We start from the raw sequence: 25988 nt of genomic DNA on the forward strand, positions 1-25988 counted from the left end.
AATTAAATAACAAATTTTCATAGCGGATAGCCTAACTATTCGCTATTTTTAGCTTCGGCATGAATACCAATTACGACCTGCTCCTTCAGAAATTAGACGCATTTATCAGAAAATATTATCTGAATAAATTGCTGCGAGGCAGTTTGCTGTGTGTCGGATTGCTTTTGGGATTTTACCTCTTCATTTCTTTGTTCGAATACCAGCTTTATTTTTCATCTGCTGTCCGGAAGTTGCTGCTGGCTTGTTTTGTATTGACATCCCTGACCGCACTCGTTTACTATGTGGTGATTCCGCTTTTACATTACCTGCGGTTGGGCAAACAGATTTCGCATGAACAGGCGGCTGCCATTATTGGAAAACACTTCTCGGATGTGAAAGATAGGCTGCTGAACATATTGCAGCTGAAGCAGCAGTCGCAAAACGCTTATAACAGAGATTTGATAGAAGCCAGTATCCATCAAAAGTCCGAGGCCATAAAATTGGTGCCGTTTTCAAAAGCGGTTAACCTGAATGAAAATAAAAAATACCTGAAGTATGCGCTGCCACCGCTTTTCCTGATGTTGTTTTTGCTGATTGCAGCACCCAATGTGCTGAAAGAAAGTGGTACTCGCCTGTTGAATCCGAATAAGACCTTTGCCAAAAAAGCGCCATTTGAATTCGTGCTGGAAAACAAACAGCTGAAAATGCTGCAGTACGAAGGCATGGAAATTAAGATGTCCGTTAAAGGAAAGACGGTTCCCAATGAAGTGTATCTGGCAGAAAACGGAAAGTATCATAAGATGGAGAAAACGGCTGCCGATAAATTTTCGTACCGTTTCACTAACGTCCAGGAAGATGTATCCTTTTATTTTTCGGCAAATGATTTCAATAGTGAGGAATATAAGATCCGGGTACTCCAAAAGCCTCTCATTGCCAATTTTACCACACACCTGGCTTATCCTGCTTATACCAACAGAACCAATGAATCCGTAAAAAATACAGGAGACCTGGTGGTGCCTGCCGGCACCACGGTTAGCTGGAATTTTGAAACGTCCGGAACGGATGCCGTAAAAATAAATCTGGACGGGGAGAGTCATTCCTCCCAAAAGACAGGCAGGGATAAATTCACTTATTCCAGAAGAATCATCAGGGATACACGATACACCGTATTGGTTTCCAACAGAGAGGTGGATAAAGGGGATTCTGTTTTATTCACCATCATCGCCACTCCCGATAATTTTCCGTCTATCAGTATTGAACAGATTCAGGATTCTTCCCAACAGGACTTTTCTGTCTTTGTCGGTGCAGTGGCAGATGATTATGGGTTGACAAAACTGGAATTTCATTATTCCATAAAAGAGGAAAAAGGAAATGTGAAGGAAAGCAAAAAACAAAATCTTCCATTATCCAATAAATCCATTTCCGATTTCAATTATCAGATTGATTTCTCGAAATATCAGTTAGCACCCGGCGATAAGATGGATTACTATTTTGAGGTATGGGATAACGATGGCGTTTTCGGGCCAAAGTCGGCAAAGTCTCAGACTTTTGCCTATGACAAACCTACAGTCCGCGAATTGGAAAAGCAGGAATTCCAAAACAATGAAGATATTAAATCCGATTTGTCCGATGCAGCGAAGGAAGCGCAGAAACTGGCTTCTATGATTAAGGAAATGAAGGAAAAAATCCTGACCAAGAGCATCTTGTCCTGGGAGGATAAAAAACAACTCGAACAGATCCGGAAAAAACACGATGAGTTGCAGGAAGAACTGAAACAGATAAAAGATAAATACGAGGAGAACTTGAAGAATCAGGAGAAGTTTAAAAAACCCGATGACGAAATTCTGCAAAAACAGGAGAAACTGCAGGAAATGATGAAAGACCTGATGAGCGATGAGATGAAAGACCTGATGAAACAGATTCAAGACATCCTGCAGAAGATGGAACAGAAGAACACATTTGAGAATCTCGATAAGATGGAGATGAGCAATAAGGATTTGAAATCGGAGTTGGATAAAATGCAGCAGCTGTTCAAGCAATTGCAGCTGGAGCAAAAGGCACAGGAAACCATCGATAAGCTGAACGAACTCGCGAAAGAGCAGGAAAAACTAAGTGAGCAGACCAAAAATAATTCAGCGCCACAGGAACAGTTGCAGCAGAAACAGGAAGAGTTGAACAAAAAAATGGAGGACATCAGAGAAAGCCTGAAGCAGATGGAGAAACTCAATAAGGAGAACGATAACAAGCTCGACACAAAAGGCAACCAGGAGCAGGGCGAGGATATCAAGCAGGATATGGAGCAAAGCAGTGACGAACTGGAGCAGAAGCAAAATGACAAGGCGTCCAAATCTCAAAAATCATCTTCACAGAAAATGAAGAAGATGGCGCAAAAGATGAAGAATGATCTGGACAAGATGCAGATGGACCAGGCTGCGGAAGATATCAAGATGATTCGTCAGTTGCTGGAAAATCTGGTGAAGCTGTCATTCGATCAGGAACAGCTGATGAATGAGCTGAAGAAGACAGAAACCGAAAGCCCGAAATATGTCCAGCTGATGCAGAAACAATTTGACCTGCGGGATGATGCCAGATTAATAGAAGATACATTACAGACTCTGGGCAAACGGCAATTCCAGTTACAGTCCTTTATTTCCGACGAAATGTACAAACTCAACCGGGAGATGAAGAAAGCGCTGGATAACCTGGAGGCGCGGAATAAACCGGTGACGGGTGTGGCACAGCAACTGGTGATGACATCTACCAATAACCTTGCCCTGATGCTCAGCGAATCACTGGATAATATGCAGCAGCAGCAAAAGTCGAAAAAACCGGGTAGCGGTTCCTGTAACAAACCGGGAGGGGAAGGGCAAAAGCCATCTATGAGCGAACTGCAAAAACAACTGGGCGACCAACTCCAAAAGATGCAGGAAGGCATACAGAAAGGAAAAGACCCGAAACAGATGGGTAAAGATTTTGCGGATGCCGTACAGAAACAGGCTGCCATCCGAGAAGCCCTGCGCCAGATGAAAGAAAAAATGAGCCAGCAGCAGAAGGAAAGCGGCGGCGTGGATGATATGATGAAAAAAATGGACGAGGTGGAGAAGCAATTGGCCACCAAGAGATTATCCAAAGAAACTTTGCAAAGGCATAAAGATATACAAACCAGGCTGTTAGAGTTTGATAAGGCACAGCGTGACCAGGAGGAAGATGAGAAGCGCCAATCCAAGTCAGGCATCGAAATAGCCCGAAAATTACCACCAAACCTGGAAGAATACCTTCAAAAACGCAAATCAGCCCTCGAAATATATCAGACGGTTCCCCCGTCACTTCGTCCTTTTTACAAAAATTTAGTAGAAAAGTACTTGCGACTTGTTAACTAATTGATTAAACTTACGTATATATTCATTGTCTGCCGGAGTTCAGGCCATTTCTTTATGTCTTAAAACACAAATCCCTGTTGAATTAATTATAGTTTAATTCTATTTGTATGCAAGAAGTAGTAAAATTGAAAATCTCTTCCCGTCTGGAAAATATCGCTAAAGTAGAAACCCTGATTGAATCGCTGAGAGATCAGTTTAAGATCAGTGAGCGGCAATACGGCAATATGCTGCTGGCTTCGGTGGAGGCGGTTACCAATGCTATCGAACATGGCAATAATCTGGATGAAAAAAAAGAAGTGAAGATTGAGGCTTATAAATGCGAACAATTCTTTAATCTTTTTGTCCGCGATCAGGGCAAAGGATTCAATCCGGACGGGTTGCCGGACCCTACGGCACCCGAATTCCGCGAGCAGCCCGATGGGCGTGGTGTATTCCTGATGCGTAAACTCGCCGATGAGGTGCGCTTCCGCGAAGGCGGCACCTGCGTGGAGATGAAATTCTTTTTGTCGTAGGATGTGTCAGCATTTTCTACGACCTGAATCCGCATTGATGGATTTTAAGAAGAATCGGACGATAACTTTCTCCTAAAAAAGTTGCGCTCTTTGTATCCCGAAATTTCTCAATTGCGTGAATTTTTCTCATTTTTACGGCAATGGCAATTTTATTTCATTTCAATACCATTTCAAAGCCGCGTTTCTTTAAACCCGCTCAACTGAAACCGTGGATAAAGTCCATCGCTGCAAAGGAAAGATTTGTCATTAAAGAATTGAATTATATTTTCCTGTCGGATGTGGAGTTGCTGAAAATAAATATGGATTACCTGAACCATGATACCTATACCGATATCATCACTTTTGACAATTCGGGTGTAAAAGGACAGATAGAAGGAGACGTCTTTATCTCGCTGGAAAGAGTGGAAGAAAATGCAGGAAAATTCAGGGTGTCATTTGAAAACGAACTGAACCGGGTGCTGGCGCACGGCTTACTGCATCTGTGCGGCTATAAAGATAAAACGAAGAAAGATGCTATACTGATGCGACAGAAAGAAGAGGAAAGCCTGGTATTATTTCATAATAATTAAGCAACGTCATGGCGTGGCACGAAGCCATCTTTATCGTTCATTCATGAGATTGCTTCACTTCGTTCGCAATGACGCAGAATACTACTTTTCCCTGCTGAATGAAGTCTTTTCAATCTCATCACTGCTGATATACCCATCAGAAGATTCATCTTTTACCACCGTATCGCGCTGCCATTCTTCCACTTTCAGTTTTTCGTCTTCTTTCAGGATGGAAATATTCAACTGCTGAATGAGTTGCTTTATATAAGCTTCCACCTCTTCCACCTTATCGTCCGGAACCGTTATCGTAATCTTTTTCATAATCCTAAAATAACTAAAAAAGTTGGTTTTTGGTTACTTCTGCGGGTCTTGACTAAGGGCATACGATTAAAAGGAAGGACATCTAATAAAATAAAGCAACACTCAACCCATTTGAAGATGAAGGCCAGTTCGGAGTATGCAGTATTCTTCCATTATAAGTATAGGTGGAGAATCCGGGAGTCGGCAATGAAAAATCAATACCTTTGAAAGTGGTCGCACTGCTGAATAAAGCAACGGAGGTATAATCAGAGGCATTGTTATTGTTTTCGTCGTACATAAAGTACGCCAGCGTATTCATTTCTAGAAAACTGCTTTGCGGCGGGAAGGTGCGCAGATAAATCACATGACTGGAATTTTTGAACGGCTCAAAATAAAAGTGAATAGGGCGGTCGGCAGCCCTGCCGGTGGAAACTTCGAACTCGTAGTAGGTGTCTTTCTTTGCGGCAAATTCGGAGTAATATCCTTTGGCGTCCGTGTGCAGCATACTGACGGGCGTTGTTGACAGTCGTGTTCCGTCGTTTGCGCTTACTTCGTAAATTTCAATCGTATTGCCGGAGCCTACGGCATTTTCCAGAAAACTGACTACTTTGCCGGAAATCAGAATACGGTCGTCTTCCGGAATGGTCGTCACCGGTTCTTTGCCGTCATTAAAGAATGTAAAGATCTCTGCAAAAGATTCTTTGCAGGATGCAATTTCATTATGATCCTTATCGGGGATGACCCGATTCACAGCAAAAGGAATAGTACTGGTATCCGTCACCACATAGTCCGCATTGCTGCGGAGGTTCAGCGTTGGAATCGCCGAATCGGGAATTTTGGTTCTGTCTTTCAGATAGGGAGCCAGCCATGCCAGCCGGTTGACGGAGCCGGCATATTCCGTGTTACTGCAATAGTTAAAGGTGAGTGAGCCGCCCAAAGAATGGCCTATCAGGTTCACTTTATCATATCCGGTTTTCTTAAGTACATCCAGTATAAAATCTCTCAGTGGTTTCGTGTTTTTGGGGGCACTCTGCAAGTCGAGCGTATTCCAGTCGTAGGTATATAATTTGTTGGCGGGATACCCGTTCGCCCTGAAATACTCTATCATCTTGGTGTAGGAATCCCCACTTCCGGAATAGCCATGTACAAAAACGATGGGAAGGATGCCGTCTTTAACCGGAGTGTCATTTTTCTGACAGGATAGGATGATGAACAATGCCGGAAAAAGCAGTAAAAAAGCGGGAAATCTTTTCATAGTCAAATCTAATAATTGAAATGCATAAAATATAGTGAATGGTTCAACCTTTTCAGTCTTACCTGCTTGCATATGCGGGATTCAGTTTAGTATACGACACCTGCTCTCCGAAAACCAATCGGTTGTCAGACGCCTCATAGGTGATTGGAGCAGACTTTTCCTCTCCGTGGAGTATATAGATAACATTGTCTTCTGTCAGCCACTTCCCTTTGCCGATAACGTGATAAAAACCTTCTGTGTAATTAAAGGAAATAAATGTACCGTTGGCATTGAACTGACAAAATACGGGTTGTTTGTCTGGCTGATTTCCCACATTCATCTCCCAGGTACCTACGATACTCTTGTCTACTTTATGAAACAGAAGATCATACCGGTCTGTGGTCATTTTCTGGGTTTTTGCTAAAGAAGTGCAAAATGGGATTGCTGATAAGATAATCGCTGTCATGATACGGATAGTGCTTTTCATTCGGTTACTTTTTAATGGTTAATTAGTGTGTTTGTATTTATCTCAGTCATTGAGAGACACGAACAGCATAATTTCCATAAAAAAGTGTAAAAAAAATTTCTGCGGAAGCACCGGGAGTATGAAAACAGAAGAAAGATATCCTTTATTGACAAAATGACTGCTTCGTTCCTTGCAGTGACCTGGTGATGGATAGGGCTGTTCCGGATTTTTATTGGCAGCCGTCATCTCGAATATCGATAGATCTTGCTTTTTTACAATAGATATTCTTCTTTAAACATAGCATAGCAAGATTTCTCCTCGTTCCTCGTCGAAATGAACTGTGTAAATATCCAAATTATTTTGAATAAAAATTAGGATTGTAAGCTATATTTCCTGTGCCTATGGCAAATGCTTGTCTGACAAGTTTGTTTGCTAAAGCTACTAATGCTAATTTTCCATTTTTTCCTCTTTGTTTTAATCGTTCGTACATTTCTTTACATTGTTTATTTGAACTCATGGCTCGCATAGCCCATACATATAATCATTGTCGCATTCGACTCATTCCCATTTACATATTCTGCTTTTACCTTTTACACTTGTACCTGATTCATATAACCTTGGACAGATGCCAATATAACTTACTAATTCTTTTGCATTCTCAAACTTTGTAAATCCATCTGTTACAACTATTAATAACATCGAAGTACGTTTACCTAAACCTGGTATCGTCTGTAAATTTTATACAGTTCTGAATGATGTTTTTCTGTGATAGCAACCATTTTTATTTCTACTTTTTTTATCTCCTTATCATAAAAAGCAATCTGTTTCTTAATAATTTTACTGACATCCTTGCTCATCTTCCCACTACTGACAAAAGCTTCTAATTGGTTACTACAACTTGTTTTTTGTTTGGTGAGATTATCCAGAATCGCTTGTAATTGCTGGAGTTCTAAAAGATGTTCTGCTTTGGGTTGCCATAATCTTGGTGTTTCACTCTTACCATATTGTGCTATCATGGCGGCATCTTTCCTGTCTGTTTTAGCTCTACTCATTCGCATCTTACAAAAATGATTTACTGACAATGGATTTACAATACTTAACAATATTTGCTGCGAATGTAAATAATACGCAAACGGCATATAGTAACTACTGGTAGCTTCCATCACTATGCAGGCATCTTTCGGCAAATATTTGATAATGCTTTTAAAACCCAGTGGATTATTGCTAATCTTTTTTGTGTACATAGCACCATCTTCTTTCGGTATGGCTACATCTAAAGTCTCTTTGGAGACATCTACTCCAACATAATTTACTACTTTTGTCATGATAAATTTGAGTTTTTCTCAAACTGGAGAGCTATCTGGTTGTTGACTTATCTATCCTAAATACGTGCTCATGGCACTATGAACTGTCCAAGTTTACAACTCAGAAGGGAAAGGTGATTAGCATTTCGAACGGTATCACACTACCTATGACGGTACTTAATCTTTATCCTTTCCTGCTCTTCTGTTTGATTTGATTAATAAAATTTCCTTTACAAGATATTTATGCCTCAGTTCAAATTAGTTTTCTGCAAACATAGGATGACAGTGTACAGGGAGTAGCGGTATGCGTTCCTAGTATCTTTGCGTTAGATATTATGCTTATGAAATGAGACTGCTTCGTCGTACCTCCTCGCAGTGACGGGGTACGAGGTCATGCTATTCCGGATTTTTATTGGCAGCTGACAACTTGAATAACGATAGATCTTGCTTTTTTACAATAGATATTCCTCAGTAAACATAGCATAGCAAGATTTCTCCTCGTTTCTCGTCTGATGACAGTGTACAGGGAGTAGCGGTATGCGTTCCTAGTATCTTTGCGTTAGATATTATGCTTATGAAATGAGACTGCTTCGTCGTACCTCTTCGCAATGACGCTACACTATCGCAGCCAGCCTCGCCGCCTGGTCAATCGCGCGTTTGGCATCCAGCTCCCCGGCTTCGTAAGCACCGCCAATGACATGTACCGGTATGCCCAGGTCTTTCAGCGGCTGCTCCAAATCTCTCAGCGAAAGTTGTCCGGCGCAGATCACCACATTGTCGCACGGGAATACCTGCGGCGTTTTAGTCTTGTCTATATAATGCAACCCTTCGTCATCAATTTTGGTGTATTCGACTCCGGCTACCATTTTTACTTTTTTCATCTTTAAGGTAGTGCGGTGTATCCAACCAGTGGTCTTGCCCAGTTTTGCCCCCACTTTGCCGTCGGTGCGCTGGAACATCGTCACTGCTCGTGCCGGAGCTTCTATCTGTGGCTGTATGCCCGCAATTCCGCCGCGTGCTTCGTTCTTTCTGTCCACGCCCCATTCCTTCAGCCATTCCTCCCTGTGGAGTGTCGGGCTTTCCCCATCTTGTGTCAGAAATTCACTGACGTCAAAACCGATACCGCCCGCACCGATGACCGCTACTTTCTTGCCTACGGCTGTGCCGTTTTTCAGCACATCAATATAGCTCAGCACCTTCGGATGCCGGATGCCGTCTAATTGCAAATGGCGCGGCGAAATACCGGTGGCAATCACCACTTCATCATACCCTTTTAAATCATCAGCATTCACTTTTTTATTCAGCTGTACGTCCACTTTATGCATTTCCAGCTGTTTGCTGAAGTAGCGCAGTGTTTCATAAAACTCTTCCTTGCCCGGAATCTTTTTCGCCAGGTTAAACTGTCCGCCGATTTCTTTGTCCGCTTCAAATAATGTTACCCCATGGCCGCGCTCCGCAGCAATGGAAGCAAATGCCATTCCAGCTGGCCCTGCACCCACCACCGCTATTCTTTTGGAGGCAGAAACCGGAGTATAATTTAATTCCGTTTCATGGCAGGCACGCGGGTTGACGAGGCAGCTGGATAGTTTATTGGAAAATGTATGGTCCAGACAAGCCTGGTTGCAGGCGATGCAGGTATTGATTTCATCGGCACGGTTTTCTTTTGCTTTTTTTACCCAGTTCTCATCTGCTAAAAATGGACGCGCCATGCTCACCATATCCGCGCAGCCATCTGCCAGTACCTGCTCCGCCACTTCAGGCATATTAATACGGTTGGACGTACATAAAGGAATGGAAATTTCCGATTTCAGTTTTTGAGTCACCCACGAAAAACCGGCGCGCGGTACCGATGTTGCAATCGTCGGGATGCGCGCTTCATGCCAGCCGATACCGGTGTTTATGATGGTGGCTCCGGCTTTCTCTATTTCTTTTGCGAGTTGTACCACTTCCTGCCAGTTGCTTCCTTCTTCTATCAGATCCAGCATCGAGAGACGATAGATGATGATGAAATCCTTGCCCACTTTTTCCCGTGCCTTTCGCACAATTTCAATCGGAAACTTGATTCGGTTTTCATAACTGCCGCCGTATTCGTCGGTGCGCTGGTTGGTGTGTTTTACGATGAACTGATTTATCAGATAGCCTTCGCTGCCCATGATTTCCACTCCGTCATAACCCGCTTCCCGCGCAAGTGCCGCACTGTCTGCAAAATCGCTGATGGTTCTTTTTACACCCCATGTCGTCAGCGCTCTTGGTTTAAACGGATTAATCGGTGCCTGAATTCTGGATGGCGCCACGCTCAACGGATGATAGGCATAACGGCCGGCGTGTAAAACCTGCAACGCAATTTTTCCGCCTTCGCTGTGTACGGCATCGGTTACAATTTTATGTTTTTTTACATGGCCGTGATTGGTCATTCTGCCGGCAAACGGCTTCAGCCATCCTTCCCAATTGGGTGCAAAACCGCCCGTTACAATTATGCCAGCGTCGCCTTTGGCACGTTCTGCATAAAAGGCGGCGAGTTTTTCAAAACCGTTTTTTCTTCTTCCAGATTGGTATGCATGGAACCCATCAGCACCCTGTTTTTCAATTTTGTAAAACCTAAATCGAGTTCTGATAATAAATGCGGATATTTGTTCGTAGACATTGGTAACTTTATTTGTATTAAAGATAACAAAAATAATTCAATGCATGCATTGAATATCGACTAATTATACCATTATGAACAAGGATATCGAAATTGCCCTGCTTCAGCCGGATTTAATCTGGAAGGCTAAAGAAAAAAATCTGGATAATATAGGAAAACAGATTGCTTCCATAGACAAACCGGTTGACATCATCGTATTGCCGGAAATGTTCACCACCGCATTTTGTGTAGACGACAGCAACCTGGCGGAAGGAATGGAGGGTGAAACGGTACAATGGATGAAGGGGATGGCGCGTAGACGAAACGCCGCCATTTGCGGCAGTATCTTGTTTGAAGAAGAGGGGCGTCTTTTCAATCGCTTTTTGTGGGTGGAGGCAGATGGCAGGCTAACATCGTATGACAAGCATCATTTGTTCAGTCTGGCAGGTGAAAATAATCTGTTGTCAAAAGGGATGCATAAGACAGTCATACATTATAAGGGCTGGAAGATACAACCTTTTGTCTGTTATGATTTGCGCTTTCCGGCCTGGTGCCAGAATGATGACAATGCGGATATTCAGCTGTATGCAGCCAACTGGCCGAAGAAGCGCATACATCACTGGAGACATCTCTTGCAGGCAAGAGCCATAGAAAACCAGTGTTATGTGGTGGGTGTGAACAGAACAGGAACGGACTATTTCGGGAATGAACACGACGGATGCAGCAGCGTATTTGATTATGCGGGAAGCCGGATAAATTGCCTAGAAGACAGGAATGGCATAGAAATTGTTAAACTTTCCAAACAGGATTTAGAAAAACAAAGAGAACGTTATCCTTTTTGGAAAGATAGAGATACCTTTATGTCTCCCTTATAGACAGGCAGTGATAGTTATGCAGGAAATAGAAACAAATATAACCTTTGATGAGGCGGCGTGGGAAGATGTACTGGGAAGGCTGGAAAAACAATTTGGGAAAAAACCGGATGTGCAGACGACTATTTTCCTGGTTGGGCATCGTGAATTGGGTAAACATCAGGTGAAATTCTCCAAAGAACAGAAACAGGATCTGATTCATGTGGGTGTGTGCACGTTGCTGAGCAGAGCCGGCTACTATTCATTTCTGGGTGTGGATCAGGATGGCTGGCCGCATTTTGAATATAACAGGGAACAACTTAAATTAGATTCCGTTCAGCAGGAAAAGCTATTGAAGAAAATGATTATTGAATATTTTAATGAACTTTAAATTATTATCTATGAAAAAAAACATCTTTACCCTTTTGCTGTCTTGTTTTTGTATCGCGCTTTTTGCCACGGACAATGATGGAAAAGTAATTATTCAGGAAAAAATCAACCAAAAAATGGACTCTTCGACGTATGTATTAATCTCCACCGAATACGGAGATATTAAAATCCGCTTGTATAATGAAACACCCCTTCATCGGGATAATTTCATAAAGTTGGCAAAAGAAAAATTCTTTGACTCTACCCTGTTTCACCGGGTTATACCCACTTTTATGATACAGGGAGGTGATCCGCAATCTAAAACAGCCAAAGCTGGCGAGCCTCTGGGCATGGGAGATGTTGGATACCGAGTTCCGGCAGAATTCAACAAGGACCTGATACACAAACGGGGGGTGCTCGCTGCCGCACGCGATAACAATCCGCAGAAATCTTCTTCCGGCTGTCAGTTTTATATTACACAGGGGAAAAAATACTCCGACGAAGAGGTGACACAAATAAGCAAAGCGAGAGGCATAACCTGGACCGAAGAACAAAAGAAGACTTATAAAGAAATTGGCGGTACGCCTTCTTTGGATATGAACTACACGGTGTTCGGAGAGGTGGTTTCCGGAATTGAAGTAGTGGATAAGATTGCATCTGAACCACGGGACCAGAGAGACCGGCCTGCTAAGGATATACGGATGACGGTAAAGGTGCTGGATAAATAATCCCTCCGCAAACCGTATCGATACAGAGGGTTCAAAACTAAACGTTGCTGAACCCTCTTTTTTTTACAACATTTTGTACATTTGATGATGCAGGCAAGTCATCTCACATCGGCAAATAAATTATTCGCATATTACAAAAGAATAGGTGAAGAAGCGATGGCGCAGGTAAGTGAAGAAAAACTGTTTTATGAACCTAACGTAGACTCCAATTCCATCGCCGTTATTGTGCAGCATTTAGCCGGCAATATGCTGTCGCGCTGGACTGATTTTCTGACGGCAGACGGAGAGAAGGAATGGAGGAACCGGGATGCGGAGTTTGAAACAGACATTTCCGGCAGAAAAGAACTAATGGGGTTGTGGAATAAAGGGTGGCAATGCCTTGAATTTGCAATGGGTTCATTGACTGAAGAAGATTTAAAGAAAACCATTTACATCCGAAACGAAGGTCATACCGTCCTGGAGGCCATTAACCGGCAGCTGGCGCACTATCCCTATCATATCGGGCAGATTGTTTTCCTGGCAAAGATGCTGCATGCGGAAAAATGGAAGAGTTTGTCCATTCCCAGAAACCAATCAAAGGAATACAACAAACAAAAATTTACACAGGAAAAAGGAGATTCCTTTTTCACAGATAAGGTATAATTCCTATAGTAGAAAAAAAATACACTATGCAGTATCATAAAAAGAAACTGGCTGTTTTGCTGTTACTGGCTTTTCCCATCCTAATTATGAGTTTTAAAGATGCTCCCGATGAGAAGAAAGAAGAACCAAAATTTACGAACCTGAAAGTGTTTTCCAGGAAAATGGCACATGATGACCTGATTGCCATCATGAAGAATTATAACACGGCATTAGGGGTGAAATGCAACCATTGCCATGTGAAGAACGGTGAAAAGATGGATTTTGCATCCGATGAAAAATCGGAGAAAGGCATTGCCCGCAAGATGCAGAAAATGACAAATGCAGTCAATAAAAAATATTTCGGCAAAAATTCCGGAACTGTGTCCTGCACAACCTGTCACAATGGGAAAATACATCCGAATGATGTAAAATAAATCACAGGGTTTTCACCTGCTCCAGTAACGTACGCTCTTCAGCAGAGATGGAGTTATCTAAGTTGGCGGCTTTTTCCATCAAAGCCACTATCTTATGTTTTTGTTTGGTATTTTGTGGCATACGCACGACCAGTTTATTCGCCTTCGCCAACTCCAGAAAACCCTGAATCTTACCAAGGTCATAATTCCATTTTTTTGCCAAGGTGTTAACGTATTGCATCTCTTGTTCGGTAATCCTGCCGTCTGCCGCTACCATCATCAATACATTGTTTAAGGCATAATCCCTTACGGCAAACAGCTCTTCTAAAGCATCCAGTTCTTTACCTACAGTAAAAGAAGCATTGGAATCTGACCGGAACTGTCTGTATTCGGCAGCCGTCATCCAGTCGCTGATAATCCATTCGTATTTAGTGCTGTTGAGTGTTGCCTGACAGTACGTACAATTAATCTCAATCGTATCTTTCACCGGAGCGCCACAATTCGGACAGCTGTGTGCATACAAAGAACCTTGTGGTTTTCCGGCATTGATATCTCTGGACAAGATGAGTACTTCATCGTATGAAAGGATGCTCACCTCAAAACCGGGCTGGTTGTTTACCGTCGTAATCCGTTGGGACGACCGTTTGAGTGCCACGACAATATTGTCTTTGTTTTCCTGCCTGAAGTAATCAAAGGATGTTACATGATTCAGGTATAGACGGTTAAATACAAAGGAAGGCTGTGTACGTATCTGCTCTTCAATTTTTGAATACAGATGGTCCGACACGAATCTTCGGGTGATCTCCGGTTTCTTAAGTGCCTGTGCTGTCATTATCTGCATATAACCGTTGCTGGCTTTATCTTCCAGCAGCTGAAGGGATAAATCCTGCTGCTCTCCGATCTGTTCCCGTATTTTTTTAGAGAATTTACCCTGCTTCTCGTATTTTGAATTGGAGTTGAAGTAATCGTCAGGTTGCGTAATTTCTGCCAATATCCAGTCATAGTCACCCAAATAAGTGATGGTAGAACAGTAAGGACATTTGGCGGTTTCCCCGCCGTCTTCCGGCAAATTTCCCCCGCAGTTCGGGCAGTTGGTCGTATGGTATAAATCTTTTTCTTTGACGCCGGATTTCTTTATGAAAGACCAGTATTCAGTGGCATTCAGCGGCCCGCCGTCATTGAGTTGCGTATATTTCTTAGAAACGAAAGCATCGTACATGCTGTATTGGATACCTACATGTATGATATCGTATACTCCATCTGTTTCTACATCATCTATAAAGACACTTCTTATTTGGATGGAATGTAATTCATTTACCTGTTCAATCGCCTTCATCATGATGAACTGGGTGTTGAACCGCTGGTAAACGCCATCGGATATCCATTTCCGTACTTTGGATAGGTTTTGTTGCATCCATGCGTTTTGTATGTCGACAAATGCAGTACGGACTTTTCCTTTAAAGTTATCGGGGTTGAATGCAGGATTTTTTTGCACAAAATCATCCGGCAGTCTGTCTGCCTTATTGACTGGGCCGCCTGAAGAGGCATTCGGCAGGTAGTTTAATCCACTGGAGGCCGCATATCCTTTGGCTATTTTGTACACAATCAGGATCACCAGTGCCAATACAATAATATTGAGAGGGAACGGCAGCATGAATATGGCACGCAACAAGTAATAAACCAGATAAATGATGGCACCGCCGTCACCGCCGCCGCCGTCACCGCCACCACTATGGCCGCCGCCGCCGCCGCCGGCTGCCGCATGAAGGAATCCAGAATAAAATAAAAATACAGTTAGAATCAGAAAGGATATTGTCAGGCTACGGTTTTTCATGGAAATGTTTGATGTATAAATATAGTTAAATAGAAATTAGTTCCATTTCCGGCAACATCAAATGATGTTAATTTTTAAGGATGAAACGCCAGGGCAGCAGCGCGTCCTCGCCTGCATAGTCGATACCAACCCTTGTTGTGGTGATGATATCGGCGGTATTCATTTTTGTTTTGGAGGATTCTATCCATATTTCTTTGTCTGTCAGATGTATGCCGTACTGCTCTTTGGTAATGCCGAGTGCCCGGCAAACTTTTCCGGGCCCGTTGCATAGATTTGTAGTTACACTTGTGGCATGACGTCTCTGCAAAATGGCTTCTAACCCTATGGTTGGTTGTATGGCGCGGATCAGTACAGCCTGCGCCACGTCTTTTCTGCCCGTTACAATATTGAATAAATGATGCATACCGTAACAGAAATAGACATACGACCATCCACCCTCCTCAAACATGATTTTGGTACGTTCCGTTTTGCGCCGGTTGTAGGCATGGCAGCCTTTCTCCGATTCACAATACGCTTCTGTCTCCGTAATGATGCCGCCGGTTTTTACACCATCTATCTTTGTTATGAGTATCTTGCCTAACAGGTCTTTAGCGAGGTATACTACATCTTCGTTGCGATAGTATCTTTTAGAGAGTTTCATTTGACGGTGCAAAATAAAATTATTTTATCTTTGGTTGCGTGAATACACTCTATTTAATTCCGACACCCCTAGCAGAAGATGCGCTGCACACCATCCCCGCTTATGTAAAGGAGATTGTTGTCAGGTGTGACATATTTATTGTGGAAGAGCTGAAGACGGCGAGGCGCTTTATCAAAGCAGTCAGTCGTGAAAAGAATATAGACGAATGTTTGTTCATTGAACTGGATAAGCATGCGAATTATCAATTTGATGAGACACAGTTGATGGCACTGACGAATCAAACCATTGGACTGTTAAGCGAAGCAGGAACACCCTGCATAGCAGATCCGGGAAATAAGGCGGTTGAGCTGGCACATGAACTCAACTGGCATGTAATACCGTTGGTGGGTCCTAATTCCATGCTGCTGGCATTGATGGCGAGTGGATTCAACGGGCAGCAGTTTACTTTCAACGGCTATCTGCCTATTGAACCGCAAGACAGAAGAACCAAATTGCTGCAAATGGAAACGCTGGCAAAGAAAGGGCACACACAGTTGTTTATGGATACCCCTTACCGGAATGCAAAACTGCTGGAGGAGTTGTTGCAGACCTTGAAATACGATACGATGCTGTGTATAGCCTGCAATATAACGGCGAAGGATGAATATATCAAAACACTACCCATGGCTGAATGGAAAAAACGCAAAATGGATTTGCATAAAAAACCGTGTATATTTGTTATTGGCAAATAGGGTTTTCATTTTCCAGCGGGATATGTGCAACAGAAATGATTTTAATTGACGATATATTAATCAGTGATGATGTAATCGAAAAACAGTTCGTTTGCAATATCAAGAAATGTAAGGGTATCTGTTGCGTGGAAGGCGACAGCGGTGCGCCGGTTGAAAAATCGGAAACAAAAATCCTGAAGAAGATTTATCCCAAAATAAAGAAGTACCTGATACCGGCAGGCGTTAAGGCGATAGAAGCACAGGGCACATTTGTCGATGAGCCGGATGTTGAATATACTCCTTATGCGACTCCGCTGATTGATGGAGGGGCCTGCGCGTATGTCAATTATGAAATGGATGGCACGATTACCTGTGGAATAGAAAAAGCCTGGAAAGACGGTGTGACCGGTTTCCGGAAACCCATCAGTTGCCATCTGTATCCGATACGCATAAAGCCTATGGAAACCGTAACGGCGGTGAACTACGACGTGTGGGATATCTGCAGCGATGCCTGCACGCTTGGAAAAAAACTGAAAGTACCGGTATACGTTTTTGTAAAAGATGCCCTGATTCGTAAATTCGGTGAAGACTTCTACGCAGCATTAGACGAGGCGGCCAAACAAACTTAAAGCCTTACTTTCAGGTAAATAGGACAGTGGTCGGAGTGCTTTACATCCATGAATATTTTCGCGTCAACCAGTTGTTGTTCCAGTTCTTTGGTGGCCGCGTGGTAATCAATGCGCCAGCCCTTATTGTTGTTGCGCGCATTTGCCCGAAAACTCCACCAGGAATACTCCTGTTTCTTGTCGGGATGAAAATGCCGGAAGGTGTCGATGAATCCGCTGTTAAGATAATTGGACATCCATTCGCGTTCCTCCGGTAAAAAGCCGGAGCTGTTCTTGTTGCCTACCGGGTCGTGAATGTCTATCGCCTGATGGCAGATATTGTAATCACCAGAAACGATGATTTTTTTCTTATCTTTTTTCAGTTCATGTATGTAGTTGTAGAAATCATTCAGGTAATCCATTTTTACAAGCTGCCGTTCATCCCCGCTGGAGCCGGATGGAAAGTAACTGTTCACCAAGGTGATATCCCCTATGTCCAGCCGCATCAGCCTTCCTTCGGAGTCGTAGCGATGTATGTTCATGCCTTTTACCACGTCCGAGTGTGTGCCCTTCACCAGTGCGCCGACTCCGCTGTACCCTTTTTTTTCTGCAGGAAACCAGTAATGGGTGTACCCGATTTCTTCAAACAGTTCTTTGGGAATGCTCAGTTCATCCGCTTTTATTTCCTGGAAGAGATATACATCATAATCCGTTTGTTTAATCCAGTCGACCAGGCCTTTGGATATGGCAGAGCGGATACCGTTTACATTGTATGATATAATTTCCAAGGTGTCCATTTTGATATAGTATTTATTTTCATCATTAATGACAAATCGCTAACTTCACCATTCATGCCGTTCGCAAAGACAAATATACTAATCCTTTTATTCTTGCTGTGTCTTTCTTCCAGAGGTCAGACATTCATAGAGGGTCAGGTGTTCGATGCTGCAACAAAAAACCCTGTCAGTTATGCCAATATCTATATTAAGGGCACCACCATCGGCACCACCACGAATGATACGGGCTATTTCCAGCTGAAGTTAAACAGTTTTCAGGACTCCGTTTCGGCAGCTTATCTGGGATATTATGAAAAATCACTTCCGTTAAAGAAGCAGGCCCGAAACCGTGTTAACTTTTACCTGCTGTCGTCTGAGAGTATGCTTGCAGAAGCGGTGATAGTGGCCAGCAAGGAGAGCCTGGAAGATTATCTGATCCGAAAGATTCTGGAGCATAAACCGAAAAACAACAAGGCAAACCTGCAGAACTATAGCTATGAGTTTTACAATAAGATTGAACTGGATATTAAGAACATGTCGGAAAAATTTAAAAACCGAAAGATGCTGAAACCATTTAAGTTTGTATTTAGCAACATCGACAGTACTTCCGAAGAGGAGCCATTCCTGCCGTTATTGTTGTCTGAAAATATATCAGATTTTTACTACACCACAGAGCTCAATAAAAAACGGGAGATTATCAAGGCTTCTAAAATGTCCGGTATGAATGATGCCAGTTTCAATGAATTCCTGAGTGCCACTTATCAGGATATCAATATCTATGAGAACGCATACACTATTCTGGCCAAGCAATTCATAAGCCCGATTGCCAGCTCGTGCAGGACTTTTTACAAGTACAAGGTGATTGATACGTTGGTGTCAGATAATGTGCTCCATTATAAGATGATGTTTGAGCCAAGGACGAAGGGGGATTATACTTTCTTTGGCAGTTTTATAGTTTCAGAAAATAATTATGCCATAAAAGATATTCAACTAAGGATGGCGCCGCATGTGAACATTAATTTTATAAAACGCATAGAGATAAATCAGCGGTTTGACTTTGTCGATAATCAGTTTTGGATGATAACCGATGACCATTTGTTGATTGACTTTGCACCCCTGAATAAAATCCCGGCAATCGTCACCCGAAAAAATGTGGTGTACAGGAATTTTAAAATTAATAACCCATATAATGATTCCATCATCAACGCTACGAAAGAACAGCTGGTGATAGATATGGAAGAAGTGAAGAAAGACCAGGCATACTGGGATACCTCCCGTTTTGTTCAGCTAACCAAAAATCAGGCGGCAGTTTACCATCTTATTGACACCATTAAAACCATCCCGGCATATAAGACATACATAGAAATCATCAATCTGATCTTAACGGGCTATTACAGGACAGGACCTGTAGAACTTGGCCCGATACTCAGTGTGATAAGTAATAATCAGCTGGAAGGATGGAGATTCAGGATGGGCCTTCAAACCAATAGCAGGATGTGTGATTGGGCAAAGGCATCGGGTTACTTTGCTTATGGTGTCCGGGATAAGAAAGTAAAAGGCGGAATAAGTGCGCAGTTCCTGCTGGATAAATCTCCCCGCCAGATTGTGAGTGCATCTTTTGTGAAAGATGTCAATAAAATAAGCCGCACAACGGATTTGTTATCTGCGGATAATTTACTTAATTTCATTATTCTTCGGAGAAGACCCGTTTTCAGGCTGATGTACCTGGAAGAGACAAAACTTGGATATGAAATAGAATATAAACAGGGGTTCTCGATGGGCCTGATAATGCAGAATAGAAAAATACAGCAGGGTACCATACCCTTCCGGTATGAGTATGCTAACAGAGAAAGAGGGGTGGATACGTTGGCCAGGTTAAATCAAAGTGAGCTGGTCTTTAAGGCACGGTTTGCATTTGGTGAAAAATATATCCGGAAATCCTCTTTGTTCAGAAGCGGTATCAATACCAGTAAGATTCCGGTATTGCAGCTGGAATACGTTTATGGTATGAGAGGATTTGCCGGCAGTCAGTTTAATTATCATAAGATCACCCTGGCTTTTTCAGATATCATTCCGGTGCGGACAGTCGGCCGTCTGGAAATTAAACTGCAGGCAGGTGCTGTGTTCGGACGGGTACCCTTCCTGTTGTCGGAAGTACACGACGGCAATCAAACCTTTGCCTTCAGTAATACTGCTTTTAATTTGATGAATGATTATGAGTTTTACAGTGACCGGTATTTTCAGTGGAACATTACACACCATTTTGAAGGCTTCTTTCTAAATAGGATTCCGGGGATACGGAAACTGAAACTGAGGGAAGTGATTCATACAAGAGGCGTTTGGGGAAATGTGTCTTCCCGCAACCAGGAGTTTAACCGTTTGAACAATTCATTTATAAAACCATTGGGAAAAGTGCCGTATATAGAAGTCGGATTCGGATTAGAGAATATTCTGAAATTCCTGCGATGGGATGTGATGTGGAGAGTAACACACCGGAATGAACCTAAAACCCATAACTGGATTATGACATTCGGTTTCCAGTTCAACTTATAATATAGTTTTCTGTTTTGTAACCATATTTAGCAATTCACCGGTTGCATAGTGCAGGGATATTTTATACATTTACATAAAATCCGTCCATTGTTTGTTCAAGATTGCATAGACACCTCCCTGCCATTTATCCGATTAACGGATAAAGCCGGTTATGCTGTAGACTTAATGCAGGAGTATAAAGTACCCGCATTAGCTGTTGTAAACGAGGGAGTGCTGATTGGTTCGATATCTGAAACTAAACTGCTGGAAGCCGATGACCTTTGTCTTATTGAAAGCCTCCGGGATGATTTGATCAGTGACAGTATCGTGGAGGGAACTCATCTTTTTGATGTTATCAAGAAGACCAGCGAACATTCCTCCTGCTTTATGCCGGTGATTAATTCGGAGAAAGAATATATTGGGATTACAACTCCTCAAAAAATATTAAATACCCTGGCCCTGCACTCTTCGTTTATGTCGGGCGGAGGAATCATTGTGCTGGAACTGGAAACAAAAGATTATTCCTTAACTGAAATATCCAAGATTGTAGAGTCCAATGGCGCTATGATATTGCATTGTATGGTCGCCACCTCCGTAAATCAGCATCAGATGCAGGTTTCATTGAAAGTCAATAAAAATGATCTGAAAGATATTCAGCTCACCTTTGAAAGATACCGCTATACCGTTCTGTCCGTTTTACATCAGTCAGAATATGAGATGCAGCTGAAGGAGCGCTATGACAGCCTCATGAGATACTTAGAGGTTTAGTTTCCTCTTTATAAGATTTTCTGCTTCCACCAGACAAATGGCTAATGTTGCACACAAGAATGGCAATAGCGGGAAGATATATCTGCATTCAAAATACCGGAACCCAAAGGTGATCACAAAGAATGTGCAAATGGTATATAGCGCTGTAATAAAATAGAGAGGAAGGTACCTGCGGCCCCAAAGTGGCAAAGCCAACAAAGATGTAAAGGTCAGCACATTTAACAGGTATAGCAGCGCTTTGAGGACAAACTTGTACCAGCAGCCTCTGTAGTCCCTTAATAACACCAGGTTGCTGGAATTGCTTTGGAAAATAACACTCTTGAAAAACAACAATGGAGTAGTCACGTAATACCGAAACCCTGCAACTTTCAAAAAGTTTGTTTTCAGCGCTGTAATCTTTTTTGTGGCGGTTTCTTCCAGGGAATCTTTTGAAAGGGCTGCATTACCGGCAGAGTATTTCTTTCGGTAAAATTCGTAAAGGCTATTGTATGCTGACCAAACGGCCGTCTCACTGTTGCCTAAATAAGCTTTCTCCGGTAAAACAGCAGTTAGGGAATCTATTAGATGTTCTTTTGTTACAGGTTCCTTGTTGACCAGATTCGAACGCATAAAGTTTGATATCCGTTCCGATGAAAAATCTGCAGGATTAGTCCAGCAGGCAATCCACTTTCTGAGATGCACGTTTGGAATTCCGTAGTCCATAGGGTCACCGTAGTATTTCTCCAGAAAGACAATATCTCCATCCGTTATCTTATAATTTCGAATTGTCCACGGAATGATCAGTATGGATGCACCGGTACCAAACAATAGAACAGGAAGGATTGCTCTTTTCAGGCTCCAGTCTTTAAAATAGAGTATGGCAAACAGACAGGAGAACAACAATAAAACAACAATAGGCCTGCACAATACCGCTAGTGCAAAAATGAATCCTGCCCACAAGAGGTTTTTACCACTCGGGTTCTGTTTGCACTTTGATAAGGCATAAAAGACAAAACAAACCAGAGAAATACTTAATGCTTCCGTGACGGTGTAATAAAGATACGAGACAATGGATGGGTTAAAGGCATAGATGAATGAGGCGAGCAGTGCAATCCTTGAATTTGCCGTGAAATTAAAGACAGCAAACAACAGTGCAATGGCAGACAGGCCAAAGATAAGAATCTGTGTAAAACGAATCCAGAAATAACTACCCTCCTCCCCGAAAAGCAGATAATGAACACCATAAAACATCGGATAAACAGGTGTTCTGCGGACAGCGTAATGTGATTTGGACGGGTCCACCGTGAACCCTTTTCCATTCAGGTAATTCTTTATCTGAGATACATACCAGATATTATCTATTGAATAGAGTGTATGTCCGTTAACGAGGCTGCCGCTGTTCTCCGTGATATTCCCCGGGTTATGTTTTTTTACGGAATACACATTCCATTCGTTGACACAGAACGCATAAACAACGACAGTAAAAAAATAAAAAAGGATATATTTTTTGCTTGGCATTTTACATTTTATAATAGACACGCTAAGGTGGTTAAAGATACGGTCACTTGTCCGATGTAGCGGGATAATAATGATTAAATATGCGTTTTAGGATATTTGAAATCTCGAATACGGTAATCCCCAGTAATCCGAATAAGAATGGAAATAACGGAAGGTTATAACGTGCCTCAAAATACCTTAAAACATAAATGATGGCGGTGAAATTTGCAACAATGAACAAGACGGCTAGCCAGTAAAAAGGGCTGTATTTCTTTTGAAGGATCAATACAGCCAGAATGGAAAGATAAGCAGCAACGGTGATGAGATATAAGATGGCTTTAAAGATCACTTTGATGAAGTTGCTGTCCGGATTGTCCAGGAAGGCCATAGAGTTGGAGTTGCTCTGGAAGACAATACTTTGAACGAATGACAGGGGTGTAATCAGGTAATAATCTATCACCGACTTATGGATGAAGTTACTTTTCAGGCGGTCTGATTTTTCTACAGCCCTCTTTTCATATTCCGCCAGCAGCTTTTTGTCCGGAACGGATGTCTTTATCTTGTAATAGTCGTAGAGTGCGGCAACGGCTTCTCGTACTTCTTCTTCCGAATTGCCTATAAAAGCACGGTGTGGCATGTTGCCGACATAGCTGTCGATGATCTCCTCTCTCTTTGTCGTGTCCCTTTCAATCGTCAGGCTGACCAGCATCTTGTTGGACAAGTCTTCCACGCTGTAATTGCAGGGGTTAATCCAGCAAGCCACCCAGCTTCTCAATTGTATATGGGGCATACCGTAATCCATCGGGTCACCGTAATATTTTTCTAAGAATACAAAATCACCGTTAGTCACCTTATAGTTGCGGATAGTCCAGGGTGCGAATAATACCAATGCTCCCAATGCAAAAAGGGAACCTTTCGCAAGGATATTTTTAATGTTGTACAGGTTAAAATGAAGGATGGCAAAGAAGCAGGTGAATACAAGAAAAACATTGCTCGGTCTGCACAACGCCGTTATGGCAAATGAGATTCCTGTTAGAAACCAGATCCACTTTTTACCGGGATGGATATAGCATAGGGAAAGCATAAAGATGAAAATGCAAACCAGCTCCGTGCTGATGGATTCGGCGTTCGTAAAGCTGGTTGCCATGGCAAATACCGGAAATAAGCCGTAAAACAGCGCAGAAAGAAGCGCTATCGTTTTGTTTCCGGTGAAATTATAAATGCCTGAAAACAGGGCCAGCACGGCAAGAGCAAGCAGGATGGTCTGTGAGAAACGGATGAAAAAAAAACTGTTCTCATCTCCGAACAGCCAGTAATGGAGGCCATAAAAAAGCGGATAGATCGGTGTCCGTCTGACTTCATACAGCGGCATCTTAACATCCACCGTAAATTTATGGTATTGAAGGTAATTCTTTACGTGATTGACGTACCAGTAATTATCAATGGAATACACGGTGCTGTTATGGACCAGGCTTCGCGCATTGGATTCCTTATTGGCCGGGTTTGTTTTTTTGATAAAATGAATGTTCACCTGTGTGACCAGGACAGTATAGGATATGGAAACGAAGAATAGTAGTAGAAAATATTTTTTTGGGATTGGATTCATTTTGTTCGTTATGGTTTATCTGCTCGTATTAATGTGACGGATGGTTCCAGTAATGGTAAACATTTATTTCCTCCACCGCCACAAAGCCAAAGTGCTCATACAGGTAGGATGCAGTAGCGTTGGCTTTCTGCGTGGAAACTCGCAGTTGTCTGAAGTTGTGCTTACACGCATGATATTCGGCGGCCTGCAGCAGCTTCTTGCCTATTCCCTTTCCTCTGGAAGATTCATCCACGGCAATCAGACCGATGTGCGCGGCTTCTCCGCGGAGCGCAACTGTAATAAAGCCCGCAATCTTATCCAATTCGGTCTTGTAGGTTAATGTGCAGTCGGCTAAAGTTTTATCAGCAGACCTGATTACCCATTCCGTATACAGCTTTTCGTAAGCACCCGAAGGAAAATGCGGGTCTGTTTTAAATCGTGAGTGCAGGCCGCTCTGGATACCAAGGGAAATTAATTCGTCATTGGCCTCATCACAAGAATATTCAGTGATGTGTTCGTCAATGATATCCGCATGGCTGATGGATTTTGCATAATTCACTTTAACGTCTACCGGAGCATTACAGTATTTTTCAATATCCGGTATAAGAACGCTTTCCGGAAATTCGAAGATATAAATCAAGTCGAAATTGCTGATTTCTTTAAAGAATGTCTCTGAATTAAAACAGCCGGGGTTGACTTTCCCGATATTGATATTGAAAAATGAAGAATCCCAGGCTAGTTTTTCTATCAACATAACATTGATTTACGATATGCAAGAAATATAAATGGCATTGAGCGGTATTGCAATATTACGAAATAAACAGAAGATAGTAACTTAAGTGGGAATATTATAATCATAGTAAATGTGGGTGGAAATGGAATCGGGGGTTTATAATTTTTTAGCTACTACCAGACAGCTGCCACCGAATGGTATCTTGCGTCCTTTCTGTATCCATTTCAATTCGCACTTCCATAATTTATCAATGATTTTACTCAAAAATCCATTGCGTACACTATGACTGCTTTTTAATTCGTTCAGCTCGGCTGGCTTTTTATAAAGACCTAATCTGCTTGGGAGTGACCGGAGCAGAAAAACAGGAAAGGGCAGCAATGAAAAGATATAAGTGGTATATACTAATGTAAAACCAATGTCTTTCAGCTTGTTTTCAATCTGAGACAGGGTGTACCTTCTGTAATGCCCGGCGTCAACGTCCTCTACCGACCATAAGAAGGAATAGGCCGGAACTGTCAAAAACACCATTCCGTCCGGCTGCAGGATTTGGTGTATGTTTTTTAAGAAAGCAGAATCATCTTCAATGTGTTCAACTACATCGAATAATCCAATCGACTCCATGGAGGAGGCTGGGAAACGGGCGTCCTCCAATGTTGAACAGATGATATGCTTCAGGTTTCTGTTCTTGGCGTTTACACAGCCTTTAACACCCGGATCCAATAAGGCGGTGGGTATGCCCGCATCTTCCAGTCCCTTTGCCACAAAGCCGTTTCCACCGCCAATATCGAAGAAAAACCGGTTGTTGTTATATTTCCGGACGACGTCTTTAATGCAGTCATTTCTGTGATTAAACCAGAAACTCAAGTCTTCTATCTGAAAATAGTTATCATTGCCCTTTTCAGGATAGGAAATGGCTGCTTTCTCTTTGGAGAAAAAGACGCCATCTTTCTCCACCAGTTCCGCCGTATAATCTTTAAATTCCATTTATTTAACGGTATTTT

22 protein-coding genes and 2 pseudogenes are annotated in these 25988 nt (G+C 42.4%); 12 read left to right on the top strand and 12 right to left on the bottom strand.

Features of this window, described 5'->3' with window-relative positions:
• Positions 1-59 precede the first annotated feature (59 nt).
• The 3 genes from IPM95_11750 (at position 60) to ybeY (ending at position 4440) form a co-directional block, all read left to right on the top strand.
• Positions 60-3359 carry a DUF4175 domain-containing protein gene (locus tag IPM95_11750; protein MBK9329948.1) on the top strand — a complete coding sequence of 1100 codons (3300 nt, stop codon included), beginning with the start codon at positions 60-62 and terminating at the stop codon, positions 3357-3359.
• Positions 3360-3466: 107 nt separating this feature from the next.
• Positions 3467-3871 (top strand): ATP-binding protein, encoded by a 405-nt coding sequence (locus IPM95_11755; protein ID MBK9329949.1) that lies wholly within the window; start codon positions 3467-3469, stop codon positions 3869-3871.
• Between the two features lie 140 nt (positions 3872-4011).
• The gene (gene ybeY, locus IPM95_11760; GenBank protein ID MBK9329950.1) at positions 4012-4440 is read left to right on the top strand and encodes an rRNA maturation RNase YbeY; all 429 of its coding nucleotides are present in this window, start codon (positions 4012-4014) and stop codon (positions 4438-4440) included.
• Positions 4441-4521: 81 nt separating this feature from the next.
• On the opposite strand, the gene IPM95_11765 is transcribed toward ybeY, so the two are convergent.
• The 5 genes and pseudogenes from IPM95_11765 to IPM95_11785 all read right to left on the bottom strand — a co-directional run bounded on the left by IPM95_11765 (position 4522) and on the right by IPM95_11785 (position 10367).
• Positions 4522-4740: a hypothetical protein gene (locus tag IPM95_11765; GenBank protein MBK9329951.1), complete on the bottom strand. Its 219-nt coding sequence runs from the start codon at positions 4738-4740 to the stop codon at positions 4522-4524.
• A gap of 82 nt (positions 4741-4822) precedes the next feature.
• A complete protein-coding gene (locus IPM95_11770) occupies positions 4823-5974 on the bottom strand; it encodes an alpha/beta fold hydrolase (protein MBK9329952.1) in 1152 nt (383 codons plus the stop codon).
• A gap of 58 nt (positions 5975-6032) precedes the next feature.
• Complete coding sequence (locus IPM95_11775; GenBank protein MBK9329953.1) at positions 6033-6440, bottom strand: hypothetical protein; 408 nt, start codon at positions 6438-6440, stop codon at positions 6033-6035.
• A 334-nt stretch (positions 6441-6774) separates the two neighbouring features.
• Positions 6775-7744 (bottom strand): annotated as a pseudogene (locus tag IPM95_11780) (IS110 family transposase).
• Between the two features lie 593 nt (positions 7745-8337).
• Positions 8338-10367 (bottom strand): annotated as a pseudogene (locus IPM95_11785) (NADPH-dependent 2,4-dienoyl-CoA reductase).
• 74 nt (positions 10368-10441) lie between these two features.
• Between IPM95_11785 and IPM95_11790 the strand changes: the two are divergent.
• From IPM95_11790 to IPM95_11810, 5 genes are all read left to right on the top strand, one after another.
• Complete coding sequence (locus tag IPM95_11790) at positions 10442-11221, top strand: nitrilase family protein (GenBank protein ID MBK9329954.1); 780 nt, start codon at positions 10442-10444, stop codon at positions 11219-11221.
• Between the two features lie 16 nt (positions 11222-11237).
• On the top strand, positions 11238-11588 hold the full coding sequence (locus IPM95_11795) for a hypothetical protein (protein ID MBK9329955.1): 351 nt from the start codon (positions 11238-11240) through the stop codon (positions 11586-11588).
• 10 nt (positions 11589-11598) lie between these two features.
• On the top strand, positions 11599-12294 hold the full coding sequence (locus IPM95_11800) for a peptidylprolyl isomerase (protein MBK9329956.1): 696 nt from the start codon (positions 11599-11601) through the stop codon (positions 12292-12294).
• Between the two features lie 87 nt (positions 12295-12381).
• Positions 12382-12936, top strand: a complete 555-nt coding sequence (locus IPM95_11805; protein ID MBK9329957.1) for a DUF1572 family protein — start codon at positions 12382-12384, stop codon at positions 12934-12936.
• Between the two features lie 86 nt (positions 12937-13022).
• Positions 13023-13349, top strand: a complete 327-nt coding sequence (locus IPM95_11810; protein MBK9329958.1) for a c-type cytochrome — start codon at positions 13023-13025, stop codon at positions 13347-13349.
• A 1-nt stretch (position 13350) separates the two neighbouring features.
• Here IPM95_11810 and IPM95_11815 read toward each other — a convergent pair whose 3' ends face one another.
• A complete protein-coding gene (locus IPM95_11815; protein ID MBK9329959.1) occupies positions 13351-15162 on the bottom strand; it encodes a TIM44-like domain-containing protein in 1812 nt (603 codons plus the stop codon).
• A gap of 67 nt (positions 15163-15229) precedes the next feature.
• On the bottom strand, positions 15230-15802 hold the full coding sequence (locus IPM95_11820) for a DNA-3-methyladenine glycosylase (GenBank protein MBK9329960.1): 573 nt from the start codon (positions 15800-15802) through the stop codon (positions 15230-15232).
• A 38-nt stretch (positions 15803-15840) separates the two neighbouring features.
• Here IPM95_11820 and IPM95_11825 point away from each other — a divergent pair, with 38 nt between their 5' ends.
• Together IPM95_11825 and IPM95_11830 are read left to right on the top strand one after the other, a co-directional pair.
• Entirely contained in the window at positions 15841-16533 is a 693-nt protein-coding gene (locus IPM95_11825; protein ID MBK9329961.1) for an SAM-dependent methyltransferase, read from the top strand.
• Between the two features lie 35 nt (positions 16534-16568).
• Positions 16569-17141 carry a DUF3109 family protein gene (locus IPM95_11830; protein MBK9329962.1) on the top strand — a complete coding sequence of 191 codons (573 nt, stop codon included), beginning with the start codon at positions 16569-16571 and terminating at the stop codon, positions 17139-17141.
• Here IPM95_11830 and xth read toward each other — a convergent pair.
• A complete protein-coding gene (gene xth / locus IPM95_11835; protein MBK9329963.1) occupies positions 17138-17905 on the bottom strand; it encodes an exodeoxyribonuclease III in 768 nt (255 codons plus the stop codon). The two genes, IPM95_11830 and xth, sit on opposite strands and share 4 nt — an antisense overlap.
• Positions 17906-17968: 63 nt before the next feature.
• On the opposite strand from xth, the gene IPM95_11840 reads away from it, so the two are divergent.
• Together IPM95_11840 and IPM95_11845 are read left to right on the top strand one after the other, a co-directional pair.
• On the top strand, positions 17969-20446 hold the full coding sequence (locus tag IPM95_11840; protein ID MBK9329964.1) for a carboxypeptidase-like regulatory domain-containing protein: 2478 nt from the start codon (positions 17969-17971) through the stop codon (positions 20444-20446).
• A gap of 87 nt (positions 20447-20533) precedes the next feature.
• Complete coding sequence (locus IPM95_11845; GenBank protein MBK9329965.1) at positions 20534-21193, top strand: CBS domain-containing protein; 660 nt, start codon at positions 20534-20536, stop codon at positions 21191-21193.
• Here IPM95_11845 and IPM95_11850 read toward each other — a convergent pair.
• The 4 genes from IPM95_11850 to IPM95_11865 form a co-directional block, all read right to left on the bottom strand.
• On the bottom strand, positions 21182-22690 hold the full coding sequence (locus IPM95_11850; protein ID MBK9329966.1) for a glycosyltransferase family 39 protein: 1509 nt from the start codon (positions 22688-22690) through the stop codon (positions 21182-21184). The two genes, IPM95_11845 and IPM95_11850, sit on opposite strands and share 12 nt — an antisense overlap.
• A 43-nt stretch (positions 22691-22733) precedes the next feature.
• Positions 22734-24275, bottom strand: coding sequence for a glycosyltransferase family 39 protein (locus IPM95_11855; protein MBK9329967.1), 1542 nt, complete (start codon positions 24273-24275; stop codon positions 22734-22736).
• A 28-nt stretch (positions 24276-24303) separates the two neighbouring features.
• The gene (locus IPM95_11860) at positions 24304-25008 is read right to left on the bottom strand and encodes a GNAT family N-acetyltransferase (GenBank protein MBK9329968.1); all 705 of its coding nucleotides are present in this window, start codon (positions 25006-25008) and stop codon (positions 24304-24306) included.
• A 135-nt stretch (positions 25009-25143) separates the two neighbouring features.
• Complete coding sequence (locus IPM95_11865) at positions 25144-25971, bottom strand: class I SAM-dependent methyltransferase (protein MBK9329969.1); 828 nt, start codon at positions 25969-25971, stop codon at positions 25144-25146.
• Positions 25972-25988 lie beyond the last annotated feature (17 nt).

The organism is Sphingobacteriales bacterium (assembly GCA_016719635.1).
GTDB lineage: Bacteria > Bacteroidota > Bacteroidia > Chitinophagales > JADIYW01 > JADJSS01.